This window comes from Streptomyces sp. NPDC004721 (genome assembly GCF_053601495.1).
Genome location: NZ_JBSGBZ010000003.1, coordinates 96,004 through 115,954 on the forward strand (window position 1 = coordinate 96,004; position 19,951 = coordinate 115,954).

The 19,951-nt window shown below is 68.7% G+C and carries 12 protein-coding genes; 4 read left to right on the forward strand and 8 right to left on the reverse strand.

Annotated features, from left to right (window positions below; genetic code table 11):
• Window positions 1–40 precede the first annotated feature (40 nt).
• The 3 genes from ACWEK3_RS03570 to ACWEK3_RS03580 form a co-directional block, all read right to left on the reverse strand.
• The gene (locus ACWEK3_RS03570) at window positions 41–670 is read right to left on the reverse strand and encodes a biliverdin-producing heme oxygenase (RefSeq protein WP_453248819.1); all 630 of its coding nucleotides are present in this window, start codon (window positions 668–670) and stop codon (window positions 41–43) included.
• Window positions 667–1,827, reverse strand: a complete 1,161-nt coding sequence (locus tag ACWEK3_RS03575) for a polyprenyl synthetase family protein (RefSeq protein WP_453248820.1) — start codon at window positions 1,825–1,827, stop codon at window positions 667–669. Before ACWEK3_RS03575 ends, ACWEK3_RS03570 begins: the two co-directional genes overlap by 4 nt.
• Window positions 1,828–1,958: 131 nt before the next feature.
• Window positions 1,959–2,516, reverse strand: coding sequence for a hypothetical protein (locus ACWEK3_RS03580; protein ID WP_453248821.1), 558 nt, complete (start codon window positions 2,514–2,516; stop codon window positions 1,959–1,961).
• Between the two features lie 473 nt (window positions 2,517–2,989).
• On the opposite strand from ACWEK3_RS03580, the gene ACWEK3_RS03585 reads away from it, so the two are divergent.
• Window positions 2,990–5,710, forward strand: a complete 2,721-nt coding sequence (locus ACWEK3_RS03585) for a hypothetical protein (protein ID WP_453248822.1) — start codon at window positions 2,990–2,992, stop codon at window positions 5,708–5,710.
• A gap of 188 nt (window positions 5,711–5,898) precedes the next feature.
• Here the strand turns inward: ACWEK3_RS03585 and ACWEK3_RS03590 are convergent, their stop codons facing one another.
• The gene (locus tag ACWEK3_RS03590; RefSeq protein ID WP_453248823.1) at window positions 5,899–6,753 is read right to left on the reverse strand and encodes a LysR family transcriptional regulator; all 855 of its coding nucleotides are present in this window, start codon (window positions 6,751–6,753) and stop codon (window positions 5,899–5,901) included.
• Window positions 6,754–6,821: 68 nt separating this feature from the next.
• Here ACWEK3_RS03590 and ACWEK3_RS03595 point away from each other — a divergent pair, with 68 nt between their 5' ends.
• The 3 genes from ACWEK3_RS03595 (at window position 6,822) to ACWEK3_RS03605 (ending at window position 9,469) form a co-directional block, all read left to right on the forward strand.
• The gene (locus ACWEK3_RS03595; protein WP_453248824.1) at window positions 6,822–7,724 is read left to right on the forward strand and encodes an EamA family transporter; all 903 of its coding nucleotides are present in this window, start codon (window positions 6,822–6,824) and stop codon (window positions 7,722–7,724) included.
• Between the two features lie 699 nt (window positions 7,725–8,423).
• The gene (locus ACWEK3_RS03600) at window positions 8,424–9,284 is read left to right on the forward strand and encodes a helix-turn-helix domain-containing protein (RefSeq protein ID WP_453248825.1); all 861 of its coding nucleotides are present in this window, start codon (window positions 8,424–8,426) and stop codon (window positions 9,282–9,284) included.
• Window positions 9,281–9,469 (forward strand): DUF397 domain-containing protein, encoded by a 189-nt coding sequence (locus ACWEK3_RS03605; RefSeq protein WP_453248826.1) that lies wholly within the window; start codon window positions 9,281–9,283, stop codon window positions 9,467–9,469. The genes ACWEK3_RS03600 and ACWEK3_RS03605 overlap by 4 nt, the downstream gene beginning before the upstream one ends.
• Window positions 9,470–9,914: 445 nt before the next feature.
• On the opposite strand, the gene ACWEK3_RS03610 is transcribed toward ACWEK3_RS03605, so the two are convergent.
• The 4 genes from ACWEK3_RS03610 to ACWEK3_RS03625 all read right to left on the reverse strand — a co-directional run bounded on the left by ACWEK3_RS03610 (window position 9,915) and on the right by ACWEK3_RS03625 (window position 19,950).
• Entirely contained in the window at window positions 9,915–12,248 is a 2,334-nt protein-coding gene (locus ACWEK3_RS03610; RefSeq protein ID WP_453248827.1) for a hypothetical protein, read from the reverse strand.
• A 90-nt stretch (window positions 12,249–12,338) separates the two neighbouring features.
• Window positions 12,339–12,851: a hypothetical protein gene (locus tag ACWEK3_RS03615; protein ID WP_453248828.1), complete on the reverse strand. Its 513-nt coding sequence runs from the start codon at window positions 12,849–12,851 to the stop codon at window positions 12,339–12,341.
• On the reverse strand, window positions 12,848–16,984 hold the full coding sequence (locus ACWEK3_RS03620; RefSeq protein WP_453248829.1) for an Eco57I restriction-modification methylase domain-containing protein: 4,137 nt from the start codon (window positions 16,982–16,984) through the stop codon (window positions 12,848–12,850). Before ACWEK3_RS03620 ends, ACWEK3_RS03615 begins: the two co-directional genes overlap by 4 nt.
• Window positions 16,984–19,950, reverse strand: coding sequence for a helicase-related protein (locus tag ACWEK3_RS03625; protein WP_453248830.1), 2,967 nt, complete (start codon window positions 19,948–19,950; stop codon window positions 16,984–16,986). Before ACWEK3_RS03625 ends, ACWEK3_RS03620 begins: the two co-directional genes overlap by 1 nt.
• Between the last annotated feature and the right edge of the window lies 1 nt (window position 19,951).

Sequence of the window (19,951 nt, forward strand, 5' to 3'; positions counted from 1 at the left end):
TGCGCATCAGACACCGCGGTGTGCACCTATCGGCGCCGGTTCACGGGCCCGGGGCGAGGCCTACGGACAGGGCGTCGGTCATCGCGGCGATGTGGTGGTAGGCCCGGTGGGCGGCGGTGATGACGCGGTCTTGCGACTCCGGCTCGGAGAGTGCCTGGTTCATGCGGGCTGTGAAGCGCGCCCAGCGGTCACGGTCGCCGCTGCCGTAGTAGGCCACGCCGTCCGCGTTGTGCAGCCGGTAGGCCGTGGTGACGTACTGGCGCAGTACCAGACCGCCGAGTGTGGAGCCTTCCAGGACGTACAGGAATCCGAGCAGAGCCTGAGGGGCCGATGCCGCGGTGCGCCGGATCTCCTGCACGAACGTCGCTGTCTCCCCGGCTGCCCAGGGTTTCGGATCGACGTCGAACTCGGCGAAATACCGCAAGTCGCGCTCGATGAGGGGGAGTTTGGCCAGTTCCGCCGACCACACCCGGTCGACGGACGGGCTTGCGGCGCGAGACAGTTCGCCTTCGAGCGTCTCCAGGACCACGCGGTAGGCCGCGAGTTGCCCGACGTACCGGTCGAGCGGGAGCGTCCCGGCGACCATCGCGGTGGCGAACCCGCTGGTTTCCAAGGCATCGTGCCATGCCCGGGTGCTTGCGCGCAGGCGCTCGACCACCGTGGCCGTCATACGCCGCTCCGCTGCCGAACCGTCTGGTGGAGACGGTCGATGAGGTGCCCCTTGCGTTCGATCGTCAGGTCGAAGTACGCCGCGCTGCGGTCGGAGCGGCACACGCGGTGCACGGCCTCCTTTGCCGCACGCTTCAGTTCGACCGCTTCGGCGGCGAGCGCGAGGAGTGTGTGCTCCAGCTTGGGATGGCCGAGGACGAGCGACTTCATCCGGTCACTGTCCAGTTCTGCCGAGGCGCGCTGTGCGGGCGGTGCGGAGTCGAGGAGTTCGAGGAAGACACGGTTGCTCAGTCCGTCGAAGTCCTCGTGGGTGTTGACCCCGCCTAGTTCGGGCACGAAGTCGGTCAGGTCGTTGAACAACTGGCTCGCCAGCCCGAGCTTGCGCATGGCGTCGTCCAGTGTGCGCCGCTCGTCCTCGACGACGCGTAGGGCTGCGATCGCCGCGTCGAGCGGCATCCAGAACAACGTCCCGGTCTTGAGCGCGGCCATCGACTCCCAGAAGTCCACCCGCACATCGTGCGGCGCGTCCACCAACTCGGCGCGGGTGCACGCCGACCGCGTGGCCATGTCGACGGCCTGGCCGGTGAAGCCGTTGCCGACCGCCTGTACCAGGCTGTCCACGACCCGCGGATCGGCTGCGTGCCGAAGCGCGGCCGTGATCAGCCAGGAACCGGTGTTGAGGGCGAGTGGTACGCCGTGGGTGACGTGGAGCGAGGCCTCACCGTAGCGGACGTCGCTGCCGTCCTGGACGTCGTCGAGTGCGACCGCGGCTTTCAACAGGATCCGCACCGCCACCGCCGCGCGGCGGATCACCGCCAGGTCGGCCGAGGAAGCCTCGTCCACGACCTCGTCGGGGAAGCCACGGTAGTTGCGGTACGCCCAGTACACCATCGAGGGGCGCAGTGGTGCCCTGGTGCCGCCGGGCGCCCCGGCAACGGGCGGCAACGCCTCTTGCCCCACCTTGGATCCGACGGCAACCGCGACCGGCTCGTACAACGAACGCCGTAACGCCCCGTCGTACACCGATGCCGTCCCCGGGCCTCCGAGCGCCGGTACGACGGCCAACGAGCCGAGGAACTCGGCCAGATCGTCCTCCAGCAGTGCCGCGTCACTCCGCACCACCGCTTCCACTCCGGTCGGACCCACCGTGGCAGTCACTCCCACCTCCAGTCGCGACGCACAACGCTCGACGCGGAGAAGGATGATCGTAACGGCAGGGCGCCACAAGTACTACAACCGGAGATCTTGTGGGTTGGCGATGGACAGTGCCTGACCGGACCGGGCACAGATCATCGGCTCGGCGTCGGGGTGTTGGCGCTCTGCGCGTGGAGTGTCAGCCGTCCTTCTCCGGTGACCTGCAGGTGCGCCTGGGGGCCGCCGGGAGTGCAGTTTCGGCCGTTGGGACGGACCACTTGGGGAGTGACGTGGATCCGTTCACGGAGCACAGGAGCACCGTTCTGGTTCTTGAGTACGACGGTGACGTCCACCGGCTTTGCCGGCAGGCTGTTCAGGCCGACGAAAACATGACGTTCGTCCGGATCCGATGTCTGAGTGGGGCTCGCTGCAGGGCTTTCCGTCGCTGCGACGGATTCAGTCGACATGACGGGGTCTCCCGCCGGCAGCCCGCTCTGCTGGTACATCCCATGCCCGAAGGGACGCTCCTGGCACGCGCCGTCCCAGCAAGCCGTGAGTGTCGCCTCGGACACTGTATTCGCGATCGCCGGGACGATATCGACACTGATTCCCGCTGGTGTGGCTTCCAGGGTGCAGACGTGACGGCTGTCCAGGCGGGCGAAGGCGAATATCACCGAGCAGAGCGCCGTCGTTGCACCAAGCAGTCCCAGCACGCCCCAGAGCGCGAACCGCCGGTGCTTCTTCGGCGGCTTCTGCGCTGCGCGGGCAGAGGGCGGTACTGGGGTATTACTCAAGACCTTGTCTCCCGGGCAGACGGGGTGCGCGACGGAACCAGCACCCTAACCGCCTCGCAGCGCCGCGGTGACCGAGGCACCGGGCGCTCGCAACTGGCCCTGCCCCGGCGCGGCGGCCGGTTCGCGTGCATCGAGCATGACGAGGAGCTGCCGAGGGTCAGCCGTGCCGTCATCGGGCGGTTGATGTAACGGTCGGGGCACGTGAAGTCGATTCCCGGGGCGGGGGAAGGACCCGTGGCCCTGGTGGACATTGTCAGGCCCATGTTCAGAATGTGCCTCCCCCTCTAGCCTCTGCCCTACCGCATCCATGGCCACCTGCCGGCACCGGCCGACAGGGGCCGCAGAATCTGGGGGGATCTGCCATGTGGCGTTTCTCAGGTGCCTTACGCACGATGAAGCACAGACCCCGTACCGCGCTCGCGGCGCTGGCCGTCGCCTCGCTGGCCGTGACGCTGTGCCAACCGACGGCGGCAGCCGGGACCGACGACCGCGCTCCGGGCTCCGCGGTCGAAAAGCAGGCCGCACTGTTCGCACCGGCCGCGCCGTTCGCACCGGCCGCGTACGAGCAACCGGTGTACGACCCGGCGCCGCGCACCACCGCCGAAGAGCCCCCGCCGACCCCGGAGCCGGAGTCGTACGAGGACTTCGAGCCCGGCGTCCGGCTGATGCTCGAGGACCTGCGGTCCGGACGCCTCAACGCAGAGGCGTTCATCAACCACGCCTACGCCAAGCTCGGTTATCAAGGCAAAGTACCGGCCCGCTACCGGGACAAGGACCTGCCGCAGGAACAGCGCACCATCCTCGCCATGATTCTCGCTCGTGAACTGGACCGTGTCGGGCACCCGGTGCGGCGCAGCATCCAGAATCGCATGGCCCACGCCGACGTGCTGGCGCCGCTGATCGCGAGGCAGCCGCAGGACGTGGCCGCCGAGACGGCCCAGCAGCAGGCCGCGCTCGCCCCACTCACCGAGTGCGGGCAGAAGGGCAAGTTGCCGGGCGAGTTCGAGTGCGTGCACCAGACGGCCAACTTCTCGGTGTTCTACAGCGTCGGCGGCGAGAACAACGTGAACCCGTACGACGGGGCCGGCACGTCCGCCGAGGGAGACGTCCCGGACAACGGCGTCCCCAACTACGTGGACCGGATGTCCCGTTCCCTGGAACAGGCGTGGAATACGTACACGTCGATGGGCTTCAGGCCCAGGGAAGACACCGACAAGAAGGTCGCCGTCTTCCTCGGTTCAACCCATGTGGATCCGAACGTGGGCTTCGTGCAGCCCTACGAGCTCGCCGACGCGAACATCATCCACATCGGGACGAAGTTCAGTACGGGCCAAGAGGCGGAGGAGTTCTATCTGCCCCGGCACGAACTGTTCCACTCGATGCAGTACAAGTACGTCGGCTGGCGGCTCGTCTTCAACATGCGCAGCCTCAACGCCTGGATGGAGGCCACCGCGGAATGGGGTGCGCACCAGGCGCTGGCGCCCGACCCCGCGGTTCCGACGGCCAGCCGTTACGACTACGCGCGCAATCTGCCGAAGTTCTTCGAGCGACCCGAGGAGGAACCCACCAAGCAGGACGGCTTCGGCACGGGCCGCCAGTACGGCGCCTTCATCTTCGCCGAGTTCCTCGACGAGCGGTTCGGCCAGGACGCGATCAGGCACTCGTGGGAGCGGATCGGCGGCGCCTGGTTCCCCGACGGCGCGACCGAGATCCGAGACATGATCACCGACGACTACCACCGCGACGTCCACGAGGAGTTCCGCGTGTTCGGTGTCGCCAACTACCACCTGTGCGGCGGCAGCACGGCCGCGGACTACGGCTCGTACTGGCGCTACCAGGACGGGGACGTACCCCAATGGTGCAGTGCCCTGAGCGGCTCCGGCTCGGACGCCACCTTCCCGGTGGCCCGCCCCAAGCACGAGACCGTCGCACTGCCCGCCGACGGCAAGGCCTCGGGCAAGTGGACGGTCAAGGGCGGTGGAGTGCACTACGTCGACCTCGTCGGCCAGGCCGATCCGGCCAAGCTGTGGAACATGGCCGTACGCACCATGCAGGACGACGACAAGCGCCTGACCTTCACCGTCGTCAACTGGGACAGGATTCCCCGGCGTTGCTTCGCGGACGACAAGAGCGCATGGGAAGAGGACAAGACCCTCGACACCAGGATCGGCGGCGCCTGCAACGTGGTCACGTTGATGATCAGCCACGGCCGCCCGGGCGAGGGCGAGGAGGAGGGCCGCTGGGAGACCAAGTACACCTCGCTGTTCGGCGGTTCGGTCGGCGCCAGTGACGTGGAGATCGGCGTACAACCCGGCGGGAATCTGATCACTCCGGGCGGCAGGCCCAGCGCCGGCACCGGAACCACCCAGGTGGGCCTGCGGCACAAACCCACCAACTACGAGGCCGTCTCCGCCTTCGCCTGCCACTGCGAGGGATGGGGCATCCAGGTCACCCCGCCGGAGGGCGTCGGCCAGTGGAGCGGCTGGTCGCACGGAGTCCACGGGCTGTCGGCGAACGCCGAGGTGACGGAGTTCACCACCACGCCGACCACCGCCAAGTCGACGGTGCGGCTGGTGGGCACCGACTACCCGGTGTACGTCACGCACGAGTACAAGCCCTCGGCACGTCCCGAGCTGTATGACGTGTCCGTCACGGTCACGTCACTGGCTCCGCCTGGCGACCAGCCGCACATCACCTACCGGCGGGTGGTCGACTGGGACGTGGAACCGACCGCGACCAAGGAGTACGTCACCCTCAAGGCGGACCACCCCAACGTGGGGTTCGCCAGCGACTACGGTCTGGCCGGGCCCGACCCGGGTTCAGGGCGGCCCAAGCTCCACCATGAGGGGTCCTTCACCGACGCCGGACCGTACGACCAGGGCACGGTCCTCGACGTCTCCGTCCCGGTGGAGCCCGTACCCGGCGATCCGAATGCCGGCCTTGTGGGAGAGTTCCACCTCTACTACGGAGCGGCAGCAGGAGAGGCCAAGGCGCTGGAGGCACTCCAGGCGGTGAACGCACCGGTGTACTCCCTGGCCAAGCCGAGCACTTCGGGCAACCCGGGCAGCGGCCTGCCGGCCACGTTCATCCTCGGGTACAAGCCGGTGACCTGACGGCACCGGTCTCCGGCCCCGGCCGCACCGCGGTCAACAGGTAGTCCGGTCGGACAGGACTTCCCGACCGAACGACTGCGGTGCGGCCACCGAGCGGCGGCAGGCTGCCGAAGGGCAAGGCGTAGGCGGGGCGTGTCCGAGAAGTTGGGCAAGTCCGTGATCTTTCGTGGCCGCGTGGGACGAGTGCGTCACTCGCCCCGGTAGAGGGCGGTGAGCAGTTCGATCGCCGCCTGGGTCGCGGGGTGCGGGTCGTCTCGCCACCAGGTGAGGCGTACGGCGATGGGCTCGGCGTCGCGGACCGGCCGGTAGACGATGCCGGGCCGGGGGTACTGGTGCGCGGTGGACTCCGCCGTCATGCCGACGCAGCGCCCGCTGGAGATCACGTTCAGCCAGTCGTCGACGTCATGGGTCTCCTCGGTCGCCGGGCGGGAGCCGGACGGCCACAGTTCGGGTGTGGTGGTGCCGGTCCGCCGGTCGATCAGCAGGATGCGGTCGCCGAGGTCGGCAAGGCGCAGCGACCGGCGTGCGGCCAGGGGGTCCTCGGCGGACAGGGCGCACAGGCGACGCTCCAGGCCGATGATGGCCCCGTCGAAGCGGCGGTCGTCCAGGGGATTGCGGATGACGGAGAGGTCGCAGGCGCCCTCCGCCAGGCCGGCGGTCGCGGAGTTGACGCGGACCAGGTGCAGATCCGTCCCGGGGTGCGCCTGAGCCCAGCGGCGCTGGAACGCGGGCGTGTGGCGGCCGACCGCCGACCAGGCGTAGCCGATCCGCAGGATGCTGTGGCCCGAGGTGGCTTCCCGGACCAGGTCGTCCACCTCACCGAGCACCCGCCTGGCCTGGGCGACCACCCGCAGCCCGGTCGCGGTCGGTGTCACCTCGCGTGAGGTGCGCCGCAGCAGCCTCACCCCCAGGGCGCGTTCGAGCGAGGCAAGGGTCCGGGACACTGCTGCCTGTGAGACGCCCAAAGTGATGGCGGCGTCGGTGAAGGTGCCCTCGTCGACGATGGCGACGAGGCAGCGCAGCTGCCGCAGCTCCACATTCATTACTCAAGTGTATAGATCCCACCGTGAACGCATTTTGTGCAAGTGTCGCGGGGTCGCACCATCGGGTCATGCGTAGCGCATCCGACGCGATTTCCGTGTCCTCTGCCCCGTCCACGGCTCCCTCGGTCCCGGCACCGTCTGGGGGGCGGCTGGCCGGCGTGGTCACGATGGCCGGCAGCGGTCTGTCGAACCAGGTCGGCGCCGCGATCGGTTCCCTTGCCTTCCCCGTCCTCGGGCCGGTGGGCGTCGTCGCGGTCCGCCAGTACGTCGCCGCGGTCGTCCTGCTTGCCGTCGGCCGCCCCCGCCTGCGGGACTTCACCCGGGCGCAGTGGCGGCCGATGCTGGGGCTCGCCGTGGTCTTCGGGACCATGAACCTGTCCCTCTACACCGCCATCGACCGCATCGGCCTCGGCCTGGCGGTCACGCTGGAGTTCCTCGGCCCGCTCACGATCGCCCTCGCCGCCGCACGTCGCCGCGTCGACGCCTGCTGCGCGGTGATCGCCGCGGCCGGCGTCGTCACCCTGATGCGCCCCCAGCCCTCGACCGACTACGTGGGAATGGGCCTGGGCCTGCTGGCCGCGTGTTGCTGGGCGTCGTACATCCTCCTCAACCGCACCGTCGGCCGCCGCATCCCGGGCGCGCAGGGCTCCGCCACCGCGGCCGGACTCTCCGCGCTGATGTTCCTGCCGGTCGGCATCATCCTCGTCCTGCACCAGCCGCCGACCGCGGCGGCCGTCGGCCACGCCGTCGCGGCCGGCGTGCTCTCCTCGGCGGTGCCCTACCTCGCCGACCTGTTCACCCTGCGTCGCGTACCCGCCCAGGCGTTCGGGCTCTTCATGAGCATCAACCCGCTCCTCGCCGCCCTCGTCGGCTGGATCGGCCTGGGCCAGAACCTGGGCTGGACGGAATGGGCGAGCATCGGCGCCATCGTGGCCGCCAACACCCTCAGCATCCTCACGCGGCGCAGCTGACCGGCGAATCGCCTGCGTAGCCCCGGGCGGGGCGACGCCGATGAGCCGTTTCGTCGTCCTGCTCCGCGGCCGCAACCCGGTGCGGGCGGACCGGCCGCCCGGACTGGGCACGTAAGGTTCCGGCGGGACACCAGCTACGCGGCCGGCGCACTGGTCGCCGGCATCCTCGCCGACGCCTCCGGCCTCAACGCCACCGTCATCGCCGCCGTCCTCACCGCGGCCTCCGGGCTCCTTGCCGCCCGCTGGATCACCGAGCACCGGCCCGACGCCCGCTGAGCCAGCCGCCTGTCCCGGCCGCTGCCGGGGCAAGCTCTGGGCACGGGTTTCCGTTGTTCGGCGCTCTGGAATTCGCGAACCTGCGCGCTTCCGGCCGGGGCTGCGCCAAGTCCTCGGCGGCTGCCCTGGCGGATCAGCTGCAGCGGTCAGCTGGTTCGACCTCGTCGAGGAGGAGTGGCCCGAGCACGGCCGTCCGCTCGGACAATGGTCCTTGCCGTGGTCGGGCGAGCGCCGCCGTGAGGAATGTTCCGTGCAGGAACGGTGATGCCCCCGGAACTGGTCGGCGGGCGGGATGACTTTCCCCGGCCCGTACGCTGGGTCAGCGTACGGACACGTTCGGTGGACTGTACGAATCCGGGTTGGCCACTCTGGTCGTTCTCCAGCAGGGGGAACTGGCATGTGTGCACCTGGAGGTGGGCCTCGATGACGACCGACCACGTCGAACCGGCGGTGCCGGACGGGGAGTGCGAGCGGGAACCGGACCCGTCGGACAGTCTGCGGACGTTCGGAGCCGTCGTCCAGGCGCTGCGCGAGCACGCGGGGCTGAGCCGGGTGGAGTTCGGGGAACTGGTGCGCTTCTCCAAGCACACGGTGGAGTCCGTGGAGTTGGGGCGGCGGATGCCGGACGAGTCGTTCGTGGAGCGGGCGGAGGAGGCGCTGGGGAACACGGGGGCGTTGCGGAAGTCGGCCCAGTATCTGACGCGGGGTGAGGCGGGGCTGGCGGCTTGGTTCCGGCAGTGGGCTCGGCTGGAGCGGGTGGCGGTGAGTCTGTGCACGTATGAGTGCCGGTTAGTGCCAGGGTTGTTGCAGTCGGAGGGGTATGCGCGGGCGGTCTTCGAGGGGACCGTTCCGGTGGCGCCGGACGAGCAGTTGGAGAGCTTCATGGAGCGGCGGATGGAACGCCAGAGGATGCTCTTCGAACGGCCGACGACCCCGTTCAGTTTCATCGTCGAGGAGCATGTGTTCCGGCGCCGAATCGGGGACGCGGGGCTGATGCGGGGGTTGTTCGATCATGTGCTGGAGTTGAGCGCACCGCGTAACGTGACGCTTCAGATTGTGCCTTTGGCAGCGGGGTTGCATGCCTGCCTCGACGGTCCTCTCCAGCTGTTGGAGACCCCGAAAGGGCAGCGACTTGCGTACTCCGAGGGGCAGCAGAACGGCCGTCTGATCTCCGACCCGAAAGAGGTGAGCCTGCTCCAGCAGCGCTATGACACACTGCGCTCGCAGGCCCTGAACGCCCAGGACTCGCGGGGTCTGCTGGAGCGACTCCGAGGAGAGCTATGAGTACGACGGAACTGGCCTGGTTCAAGTCCAGCTACAGCGGCAGCCAGGGTGACAGCTGCGTGGAGGTCGCCGTCACCGAACAGGCCGTCCATGTACGGGACTCCAAGGACATGACGCGTCCTCACTTCGCTGTCGGGCGTGAGGAGTGGTCGCGGTTCGTGGGGTTCGCCGGGGGGCCTGAGTAGAGTGGCATGCGCGGTGGCGCTCAGAGGATCTTGCAGAGCGTCATCGCGCGCATATCGACGTCGCCCGGTGACCCGAGGACGGAGTTGCGGCCCACGTAGATGGTGTCCCACTGAGAGGTTCCTACCGGGCACGTGCCGGAGCTGATGAGTAGGCCACCGGAGAGATCGGGGCCCGTTGTGCTGGCGTCCGGTATGCCGAGGGTGGCTGGTTCAGGGGTTGCGCCGGGCTCTCCCCGGTCACCCTTGGGGCCGCGCTCACCTTGCAGCCCCTGCTCACCCTGAGGCCCTTGCGGTCCCCGTGCTCCTTCCGATCCCTCCGGGCCCCGCGCGCCGGTCGGGTCGGTCGCGACGAAGTAGGCGCCAGCGACTGCTCCTGCCGCGCCGGACAGGGTGACGACGGCTGCGGTGGCGGCTATGCCGATGGCGAGGCGACGACAGTTCGGTCTCATGTTCTTTCCTTCGCGTCATCGGCGGTGTCGGCGGCAGCGCTGTAGGCCGCGAACACTCGGGCCTGCTCCGTCTTCCGGAGCTGGCCCAGTTCGATGGGGCGCAGGCCGTGGGGACGTCCGAGGTGTTTGAGGATGGCGTCGAAGTACGGCACAGGCGTGTGTTCCGAGGCGACCACGAGCGAGGAGAGCAACACCCCGTACGTGGGTGGGCTGTCGACTGATACGAGGATCGCTTCCCTGGCCCGGTCGGTGAGGTCCGTCGGCTTGAGTCCGGCGGCAGCGGCGAGCGTGTGCCAGCCCACGCAGACCTGACGCCGGGCGGCGTCGATCAGTGCCCGCCGAACGGCCATGACTACGGCTGCCTTGGTGGTTCCGAGCTTGCCCCAGCGCACGCGATCCTTCTCGGCTGGAGCGGTTGGGGTCACGGTTACGGCTTGTGCGCCCCGTGCGTAGGCACGGTCCACGGCGGCCCGCCATGCTGCCTCCACGGTCGGGGTGGCAGCGTCGGGCGTCCAGCCCAACTCCGTCAGCACGTCGCCGAAGAACGGGGCCGGACCTGGGGTCTGCCCGTCCGCCTTCACCAGGGCCGACAACATCCGGCGTCCGGGAACGTAGGACCTGTCGACCGCGGCCAGCAGCCGAACGCGGTCCTCATCGGACAACGTAGACGGTGAGATGTGCTGCTTCTTGAGCAGGGTCGACCACTTGATGATGCCGTGTCCTTTGGCGACGAGTTCCAGGTGCTCGCGGAACCGGGCCACGAGCCGCGCCTCGTTCAGCCCGGGGGCGCTACCGGCCTTCGCCTCTGACAGTCCGGCCGAGGGCTGTTGCCGTGCGGGTGTCGATTCGACTAGGGCGTAGGCGGTCCTTCGCTCGCGCTCCCAGATTTCCACAACCTTCGCCTCGGACAGGTCGGATCTCCAGCCGAGGCCGGCGAGGACGTCGGCGAAGTACGGGGCGGGCGCGTCCGGGGCAAGGGCTGGTTTGACCAGTGCCGAGAGCACGGGCTTGCCGTCGGCTCTGGGGTGGTCCACCGCGATGAGCAGGCGGACGCGTTCCTCCGGTGTGATGTCGGCAGGTGTCGCTCCCGCGTGGCTAACCAGCGTCTCCCAGTTGACGATGCCCTGGGCGCGGGCGACGAGTTCCAGCTTTGAGCGGAAGACGCGGAGCGTCTCGGCCTCACCGAGGGGGAGCCTAAGGAGTGTTGAGGTGGAGGGTTCGGTCGTCGTGGGGGTTGGTGGGGGCGACTCGGATGGCTGAGATGCGGGGCGCAGGTCCGGCCAACGGGAGTCGGTCTGCTGGGGTAGGGGCGAGGCGCCGTCGGCGCGTATGAGCCAGGCGGGCTCGGAGGGGGCCGCTTCGGTGAGCGGCAGCAGGTGAGCTGAGGAGTAGATGACGTGCAGTTGGTGCGGAGGAGGGGCGGGGTGGGCATGCGGCAGGGTGATCCGGGCCCGGACTACGGTCGAGCCGAGCGGCTGGAGGTCGGCCTCGTAGAGGCGTACGGCGGTGCCGTCCGGGTCAGGGTGTGGCGCCGGGAGTTCGGTCGCCGCGGTGAAGGCGATGGTGCCCGGAGCCAGCGGGAAGGCCACGGACGTAGGGGCGGGAGCGGGTGTGCTGCTCGCGGGCGGTTCGGCGTCGAGGCGGGGCGTGATGATCCCCTCGTTAGACAGGCGGCACTCGGTGAGGGCCGACCACGCGAGGCTGTTGTCCGAGTACTGCGTGCCGACGTACACCGCGCGGGTCCCGCCCTCGGTGCGGCAGGAGATGCGGATGGCATGCCCGGCGGCGTCCACCTCGTTGTGCGAGAGCCCGCAGTAGGGTCCGTACGCCCAGTGGACGTGGGTGTGCCGGTCGGCGAGGCGTTTGCGGGTCTCCTGCCACTCGCGGAGGGAGAGGCGGGCCAACTGGACCCGGATGAGCCGGGACCGGCCCTGACCGAACCGGACCTCGACGGCTCCACCGTGGACCAAGCCGGGGTCCAGGTACGTGACCTCGGCGTCCTGGTATCCCTGCCGCAGCAGCCAGCGCCGCAGCGCCTGCCCGATGTAGAGGTGGTCGGCGCTGGCTTCACCGGTCTCCGTGCGGCGGCAGTGCACGGGCGGCCGGTGCGCGAAGTGGCACTTCTTCTCCGTGTACCGCTTCGGAGTCAGCTTCTTGCCGCAGCCGCCGAGCAGGACGCCGCAGTAGAAGTCGTCGCGGGTCCGGCTCCGCATGAACCGGTCGAAGTCGTCGTGGTCGTACGGCAGGAACACCGGCCAGTCCGACTCGGCCTGACCGATGACCGCGGTCTGAACCTTGCGGTTGTCCTCTTCGGAGGTGGGCGAGACCATCCTGGCTCCTGGCTCGGGCAGTGGTGGCGGTTGGGGCAGGCGGGGTGGCGGGGGTCGTGGCCTGGGGGCGAGGTGAGGGTGGAGGTAAAGTCAAGCCTCCAGGGTCTCTTCGGGGCTGTCCTTGCTTTCAGCCATTACCCTGCCACCTACAAAAGCCACACCCAAGACGACCGCAGCACTGCCGAGCACCAAAACTTTCTTGAGCGCCCCATCCAAGAACCGTTTGTTCTCGCTGTCCTTCTGGGACTCCTCCCTTACAGCTTCCTGCATTTTCTCGATAAGTTCCCTCTTCTGTTCCCAAGTCAAGTCTCCCTTGTCGAGTTCATTCTTGATGGTCTCCCTGAGATCCTGAAAGGCTTGATGGACGTGTTCCTGGCTTTGCTTGTTAGCTGAGAGTGTGGACTCATGCGATTTCTTCATCGCATCCACAACATTCAGGGCGAAATCCTTGAACGCGGGAAACTGTTCAACGATTTTCAGGGCCACCTCGGTGCCCATGTCGGGCATCATAGCCACGAACCTGATCATCTTGTCTTTGGAGAGGTTTCTCCAGGAGTCGATTCCAAGCGCGCGCTTGATTTCATCTTCGTCTTTGTATCTCATGCCGCGGTTCCGTCCGAAGTCTTTGCCGGGTGGCGGGGGCCGTGGCCCGGGGGCGGGGTGAGGGTGGAGGTGTAGTTCTCACCGTCCACCAAGGGGTTGTCGAGGGCGAGGCCGGCCTCGGCCATGCGGTCGTACTCGGCGAGGATCAGTTCCTTGGTGCGGTACGTTCCGTGCGCCTTCATGTCGTTGTCTCGGGTGACGTTGAAGGTGTCGAGCACGTACGAGGTGTCGTCACGGGAGATGCCGTACAGGTGGAAGAAGAAGGCGTCCAGCTCCGCGCGGATCGGTGCCCGGCGGTCGGGGTTCCAGCGGAAGGGAGTGCCGGTGTCGCCGAGGTCGCGGGCGAAGGCTTGCATGTCGTGTGCCGTGTACACCAGCTCAAGCGCGCGGGGCGTGACGAACGATGCGTGGCGCGAAAGCTCGTGGGGTTGCAGCAATGGGAGCTGTTCGAACTGGAAGAAGTTCAGGTTGGAGCCGCCGAGCTTCTGACGCAGCACGTAGTCCAGGATCACGGAGACAGTGTTGGCGTAGAGGAGCCCAGCAGGCCGGAGCATGTTGGGCAAGATGATGTTACCTGAGTCACCGAGGCCTGCTTTAGGGAATGCGTAAGTGATCGCAGTTCTCTCATCTGCAGCTCGGCAGATTTTCCGGAAGCCGATGATCCAGCCCCGCTCCCACCCCTTGGCAGCAAGCCGTGACCGAACACCCGGCAGCTTGATCTCCTTGCCGTTCTTGTCGATTTCGCCCGTGGGAACGTCCTGCTCAGGGACCCAGTACCGTGGCATCGGGACAGCCGAGGCGTCTTGATGCTCCTCGCCCGTGAGCCGTGGCAACGTGCCCTGATTGAGCTGCTTCTCCGTGGCACCTTGGTACGTGGAGAAGCGGTGGTCGTAGTGATGGAGCATCTTGGCCTCGTACAGGGGCAGCAGGCGCTCGTCGCCCCGAACCAGTACGTTGCCCTGCAGGTTCCAGCCGTCCTTGAGGAGGTCCTCGAACGTCTCACCTTGCCGCGCGTCGGGACGGAACAGATGGGAGTCGTTGGCCATGTCGAACATGCGCATGAATGACACCCCCCACGGATTGCCGTCCTCGCGTGACTCGTCGATGAGGACCGGGACCCGGCGATAGATGCCCAGAGTGATCTCGGCGTCCCGACGGCTGCTGAAGACCGGGCATGTACCGGTGTTGGGGTTCATCCGAAGGATGTCCTCCGCCGTCAGTTGGTAGCGACGCTCGGCGATCTGCTGGGCCTGGCGCACCTTGAATACCATCTGGGCCGGCTCGTTCGTGCCCCCCGCGCCGCGCAGGGTGAGCAGGCAGAAGCGCATCGCGTGATGGACGCCGGGGAAGACCTTGTCCTCGTTCTCGAAGTCGTACAAGGCGGCCAACTTGCCCCTCGTCACCAGGTTCTTGAAGAAGTACTGCGTCGTAGCGTCCGTCGCGATGCCCGTCGGCACGATGATGCCTGTCTGCCCGCGAGGGCCGGTCAGCGTGCGGTCCGTCTCCGCGAAAACGGCGTACGTGTTGATGTCGCCGCGCCCCGTGAGAGGGTACCGGCCGCTGATGCGCAGGAAGTGGCTCTCGCCCTCCGCGCGGCTCTTGGCGGTCTCGAACTCCTTGAAGAGCAGATGTCTGTCGGGGTCGTCCTTCAACTGGGCGATCGCCCGCTTCCGCGCCGCCGCATTCGTCGCCTTGGCGATCTCGGGACTGCGCTCCGCGAAGAACTCCTGCTCTTGGAGCTTGACCCGTTCCCACGGCGGATTCCCCACCACCGCATCGAAGCCCCCCGCCCAGCCCGTCCCAGGCTGCGCACCCGCGCCCGACTCGGGCACCGAGAAGACCTCCGGGAACTCCAGGTGCCAGTGGAAGAACCTGTACTCCTGCGCGAGCCGGATGATCTCCTCGTTTGTGCTCACCGGAATACCCGCGCCCGCGCTCTGGAGGTCGCGGAAGACCCCTTCCGTGACCGGGGTCGGCGCGCCCTGGACCTTGGGCCAGACGAAGGCGGCGCACCAGGCGTCGCTGATGTGCAGGGACCGAAGGTAGTCCGCCGACTGCTCCAGCTCGCGGAAGCGGCTCGACTGGAGGCGGACGTCGCGCAGGGTGTCCGTCGAAGCGGCAGTGATCTCGCGCAGGCTCGCTGCGAATGCCGCGTTCGACACCCAGATGCGTTCCTCCGTGTGGAAGCTCAACTGGCCTCCGCGCTCCGCAGCGTTCCGCTTCTTAATCGCTGCCGCGACCTTCTTCTCGTCGCCCTCGATCGGCTTGAACGCGTCGTTTGGGATGCCCTTGGCCAGCAGCGCCGGCGTAGCACCCATCAGCGCGTTGCCGTGCTTGATGTGGGCATCCAGGAAGCCCAGCGGCTTGCCCGGTTCCAGCGCCTCCAGCCACAGCGACACCTTGGCCAGCTCGACCGCCATCGGGTTGAGGTCCACGCCGTAGATGCACCGCGCGACGACCTCGTGCAGGGCGTGACGTACCGCGTCGATCGTCGGTTCCGGGTTCTGCTCCCGTACCGCAGCCACCCGCTTGGCGATCCGCCGAGCCGCCGCCACCAGGAAGTGGCCCGAGCCGCAGGCCGGGTCGCAGACTGTCAGGCTCAGCAGCTCCTCGACGATGGCCGGGCCCGGGTCCGGCTGGCCCGAGCGCGTTGCCCGGATCTCGCCGCGCTTGACCGCGTCGTCGATGACCGGGTCCAGCGCCGAGTCCAGCAGGCACTCGATGAGTGAGGACGGGGTGTAATATGAGCCCGTCGTCTTCCTCGCGTTGCCCGCCAACTCAACCAGTTCGAAGGTGCGCTCGGTCGCGTTGTGCTGGGGGACCAGCTCCAGCAGGGACTCGTAGATGGAGCCCAACTCCTCCGCGTCCAGGTGGCGGTAGTCGACCACCCGGTTGCGCTTGCTGTTCGTGTCCCGCACGATCGACAGCGCCCGGACCGCCTCCAACAGAGGCTCGTTCGACAGGGACAGGAGGTGCAGGACCTTGTCCGCCTCCGTGTCGTCGAAGATGCCGCCGAGGCCGGGCAGGCCCAGCTCCGGGAGGCCGTCGTCGTTACCCAGGCCCGAGAGGACGAAGCGCAGGGCCTGGTACAGGTCGCCGTGGGCCGTGCCCCGGCGTCGCTGGGCGTGCCGGCGAAGGCGGGCCGACGAGAAGTACGTGGCGTAGCGCTCCTTCGCCGTCTCGTCCGCCGACGGGGACAGCAGGACCTCGCGGTCCTCGGCCACGAACAGGAACAGCAGTCGGTAGACCAGGCGCAGCAGCGCGTAGTGGAAGGTCTTCACCTCCAGCGTCTCGCGGAGCTCCCGGTTGTCCGGGTGCTTCAAGAAGCCCGTGCCGAGGGTCGTGATCGCCCGCTGGACGCCCTTCCTGAGTTGGTCCAGGGCGCGCGTGCCCTGCGCGATCGCCTCCGTGCGCCACTTCTCCAGCCAGCACGTCGACGGTGCCGCGTCCTCCGCGACCTCGAACCGCGACACGTGCAACAGCCGGTACAGCAGCACGAACTCGCTGAACAGCTCGCCGTCGAAGATCGCCTCGAGGTCGAACTCGACGTACGAAGCCGTGGCCAGCGCGCTGGAGTCGCGCAGCAGACGTACCTGACGGCCGTTCGTCAGAACGCCCCACAGGTGGGCCTCGGTCCGGTTCAGGCACTCCTGGAGCATCGACTGCGGAGGCACCGTGCCCGCGCCGCCCGGTCGCTTGTCCAGGTTGGCGTTCCACGGCGTCTGGTGGATGAGCGCGTGCTGCCAGCGGTGCGAGACCTCGAAACGCTTCTCCGCGTCCGAGTCGGCCCGGACGCCCTCCGTACCGATCGGCGTCAGGCGGCCGAAGCCCAGCTCCCGCCACAGCGGCGCAAGCCAGTCGGCAGCCGCACGACCCGTGGGATCGGTGGCGGGCAGGCTCGTCTCCCGGTCCTCGGGCAGGTGCTTGCGCAGCTCGCGCCAGAGAGGTTTCAGGTACTCCCAGCTGCGCTCCGCCTCGTCCCGCACCGAGCGGGAGGACGGCAGGCCGTAGTCGGCGGGCTTCGCGCCCGGGACGTCCTTGCCCTCGGAGATGCGCAGCAGCATGTCGGCCGGCAGCAGGCCTCCGACCGTGTGGACGGCGGTGAACACCTGGTGGCGAGTCGTGGCGGACATCAGGCGGACGCTCCAGAGGCAGCAGCAGGGACAGCGGCGGGGGCAGTGGGGTTGGCGGGCAGGTACAAGTACGCGCCCAGGACGTCGGCCGGCTTCTGGGCCGTCACCGACAGGCCACGGACGATCTCGCCGGACGCCTGGCGCACCCGGCGGTGGGAGGCGTCCAGCTCGGCGGCCAGGTCATCGCCGTACGACTCCAGGTGGCCGATCACCTCGGGGAGTTGGTCGAGGATGCGCTTGATCATGCGCTCGCCGAAGTGCGGGTCCGTGTTCTCGGACGCCGCCGCGTCCAGCAGGGCCGCGGCACGCTCCTGCGACAGCCACACCGCGTTCTTCGGGGAGCCCTCGAAGGCCAGCAGCCTCGCGTCCTCCGCAACCAACTGCTTCTCGCCGCTCCGCGACGGCAGGGTCAGATGGAATCGGTACCGGACAAGCAGCAGCGTCGTCCGCGTCGTCACCGCGTCCGTCGTGATCACACCGCAGCGGCGTGCCGGACGCGCGCCGTCCGCCTGCGCGTCCAGCGCCGCGTTCAGGACATGCGACGCCAGCGCGCCCACGACCGGGTCCGTCCGCACCAGCGCCGCCTCACCCCGAGCCACCGCCGGGTCCGTCCGGAACGGGATCGGGCGGTCCTGCTCGATCACCTCCGCGCCCACGGCCGTGGCGAGGGCGTCCCGAAGTCCCGCCGGCGTGCCGCCCACCTGGGCGGTGAAGTCACTGGACTCGGCCGTACCGCGCAGCACCGCCCCCAGTGCGCCCAGAGACTCCTGTACGAACGTCTTCACCTCGCCCGTGCCGCCCAGCGCCTCCCGGATCGCGGCGACCTCGCGGGCCACCTCCTCCGGGTGGATCGCGCGCTGCGCGAAACGGGACTGGGACCGCTTCTCCCGCTCCGCCGCCGAGTTCCAGTCGCTGTCCAGCTTCGCCGTGCTCACCTTGAAGGCGTCCGCGCTGAACAGGGCGTCCTCGTTCTCGCGGCCGCGCATCAGCAGCCACTCCACGATCGCGTCCGTCACGCCCGTCGAGAGCTCGTCCGGGACCGACACCGAGATGCCCAGGTCCTTCTTGATCTGGCGATGCTTCTTGATGAGGACTTCGAGGACCTTGCCGTCGATGCCGTTGTCATCGCCGTACAGGGTGATGACGCGGACCTCGTCGCGACGCTGGCCGTAGCGGTCGACGCGGCCCTCGCGCTGGTCGTGGCGGGTGGGGTTCCACGCCAGGTCGTAGTGGATCACGGCGTCGAAGTAGTGCTGGAGGTTCACGCCCTCCGACAGGCAGTCCGTGGCGATCAGTACGCGGCGTGCGGCGGCGTCCTCGCCGGCCTCCGCGGCCAGCGCCTCGATGTTGTCGATGCGCTGCTGCGGGGAGAGTTCACCGGTGACGGCCTTGACTACCGTCTTCGCTCCGAGCGGGCCACGCTTCTTCGTCTCCGGATCGTTCGCCAGCTGCTCGGCCAGGTACTTGGCCGTCGGGATGTAGCGGCAGAAGACGATCGGGTTGTAGCCGTCGGCGAGCAGCGACTTGAGGTGCTTGATCAGGGCCTTCAGTTTGAGGTCCTTCGCCGGGCCCTCCAGCTCCTGGGCGAGGTCGGCGAGTTCGGCCAGGCGCGAGCGCGGGTCGTCCTCCTCGATCTCGGCGCCGGGCGCTACGTCCATGCCCTCCATCGAGTCGCTGTCGGCGGCGTCGCTGTTGAGCGGGGCGCCCAGCTTGTCGGCCTCTTCCGCCGACGACGCGACCGCCGCCGCCGACCGCGTCCGCAGCGTCTGCGCGGCGGCACGTGGCGAGGACACCAGCGAGCGAAGCAGTGCGATCGCCGACCACCAGGCTATTCGGGCCTCGCGCCGGCCCCGGCTGCCCGCCTCCTCCACCCGCTCGCTCGCGTACGCGATCGCGTCGTCCAGCAGAGCCCGGTACTCCGGGGACAGCTTGTACGTCTCGTCCTTGAAGTAGCGGTCCGTGGGGAACGCGGTGCGCTCGGCGAGCGAGTCGTCGGCCAGGCCGTCCTCCTTGGTGAGGTACTGGCGTACGTCCGCGCGCTTGCGGGCCACGAAGTGCTGCGCCAGCAGCTTCCTGCCCCTCTCCGACTCCAGGTTCACCTGCGCCAAGTCGGGCTTGACCAGGCCCAGCAGGTTGCGGAACGAGGACTCCTTGCCGCTGTGCGGGGTGGCCGTCACCAGCAGCAGGTGCCGCTCGGCGTCCTCGGCGACGCGGCGCAGCAGCTCGTAGCGGAGCTGGTTCTGCGAGCCCGCCGAGGCGTCGTCGGCGGCCACGCACGTGTGCGCCTCGTCGACGATCACCAGGTCGGGGCAGTGGCGTACGAAGTCGTCGCGGTGGCGCGGGGACTTGATGAAGTCCGTGGAGATGATGACGTTGGGGTAGCGGTCGAAGAGGGACTGGCCCAGGTCCAGGCCGCGCTCCAGACGGGTGACCGTCGACGCCAGCACCAGCTCCGCGTCGATGCCGAACTTGCTGCGCAGCTCCTGCTGCCACTGCTCCGCCAGGGCGGGCGAGCACAGCACCGCCAGGCCCGACGCCTCGCCCTGCGCGAGCAGTTCGCTTGCGATCAGGCCCGCCTCGACGGTCTTGCCGATGCCGACGTCGTCGGAGATCAGCATGCGGACCGTCTTCTGTCGCAGCGCCATCAGCAGCGGCACGAGCTGGTACGCGCGCGGCTCCACCGCGATGCCGGCGAGCGAGCGGAACGGGCCCGCGCCCGAGCGGAAGCCCACCCGCAGCGCGGTGCGCAGCAGGCCGGCCGCCCGCTGGTCGCCGAGGTCGCTCGGCTCCGGCGGAGCGAACCTCGCCTCTTCGACCGTCTCGAACACCGGGAACACGGCGGCGATGTCGTCGTCCGAGCCGCCGAGCGGGCGCAGGACGAGCAGGTCGGGCTTGCTCTCGGGGAGTACCACCCATTCGCGGCCGCGGGCCTTCACCAGGGAACCGGCGGAGTACGTGAGTGCCATG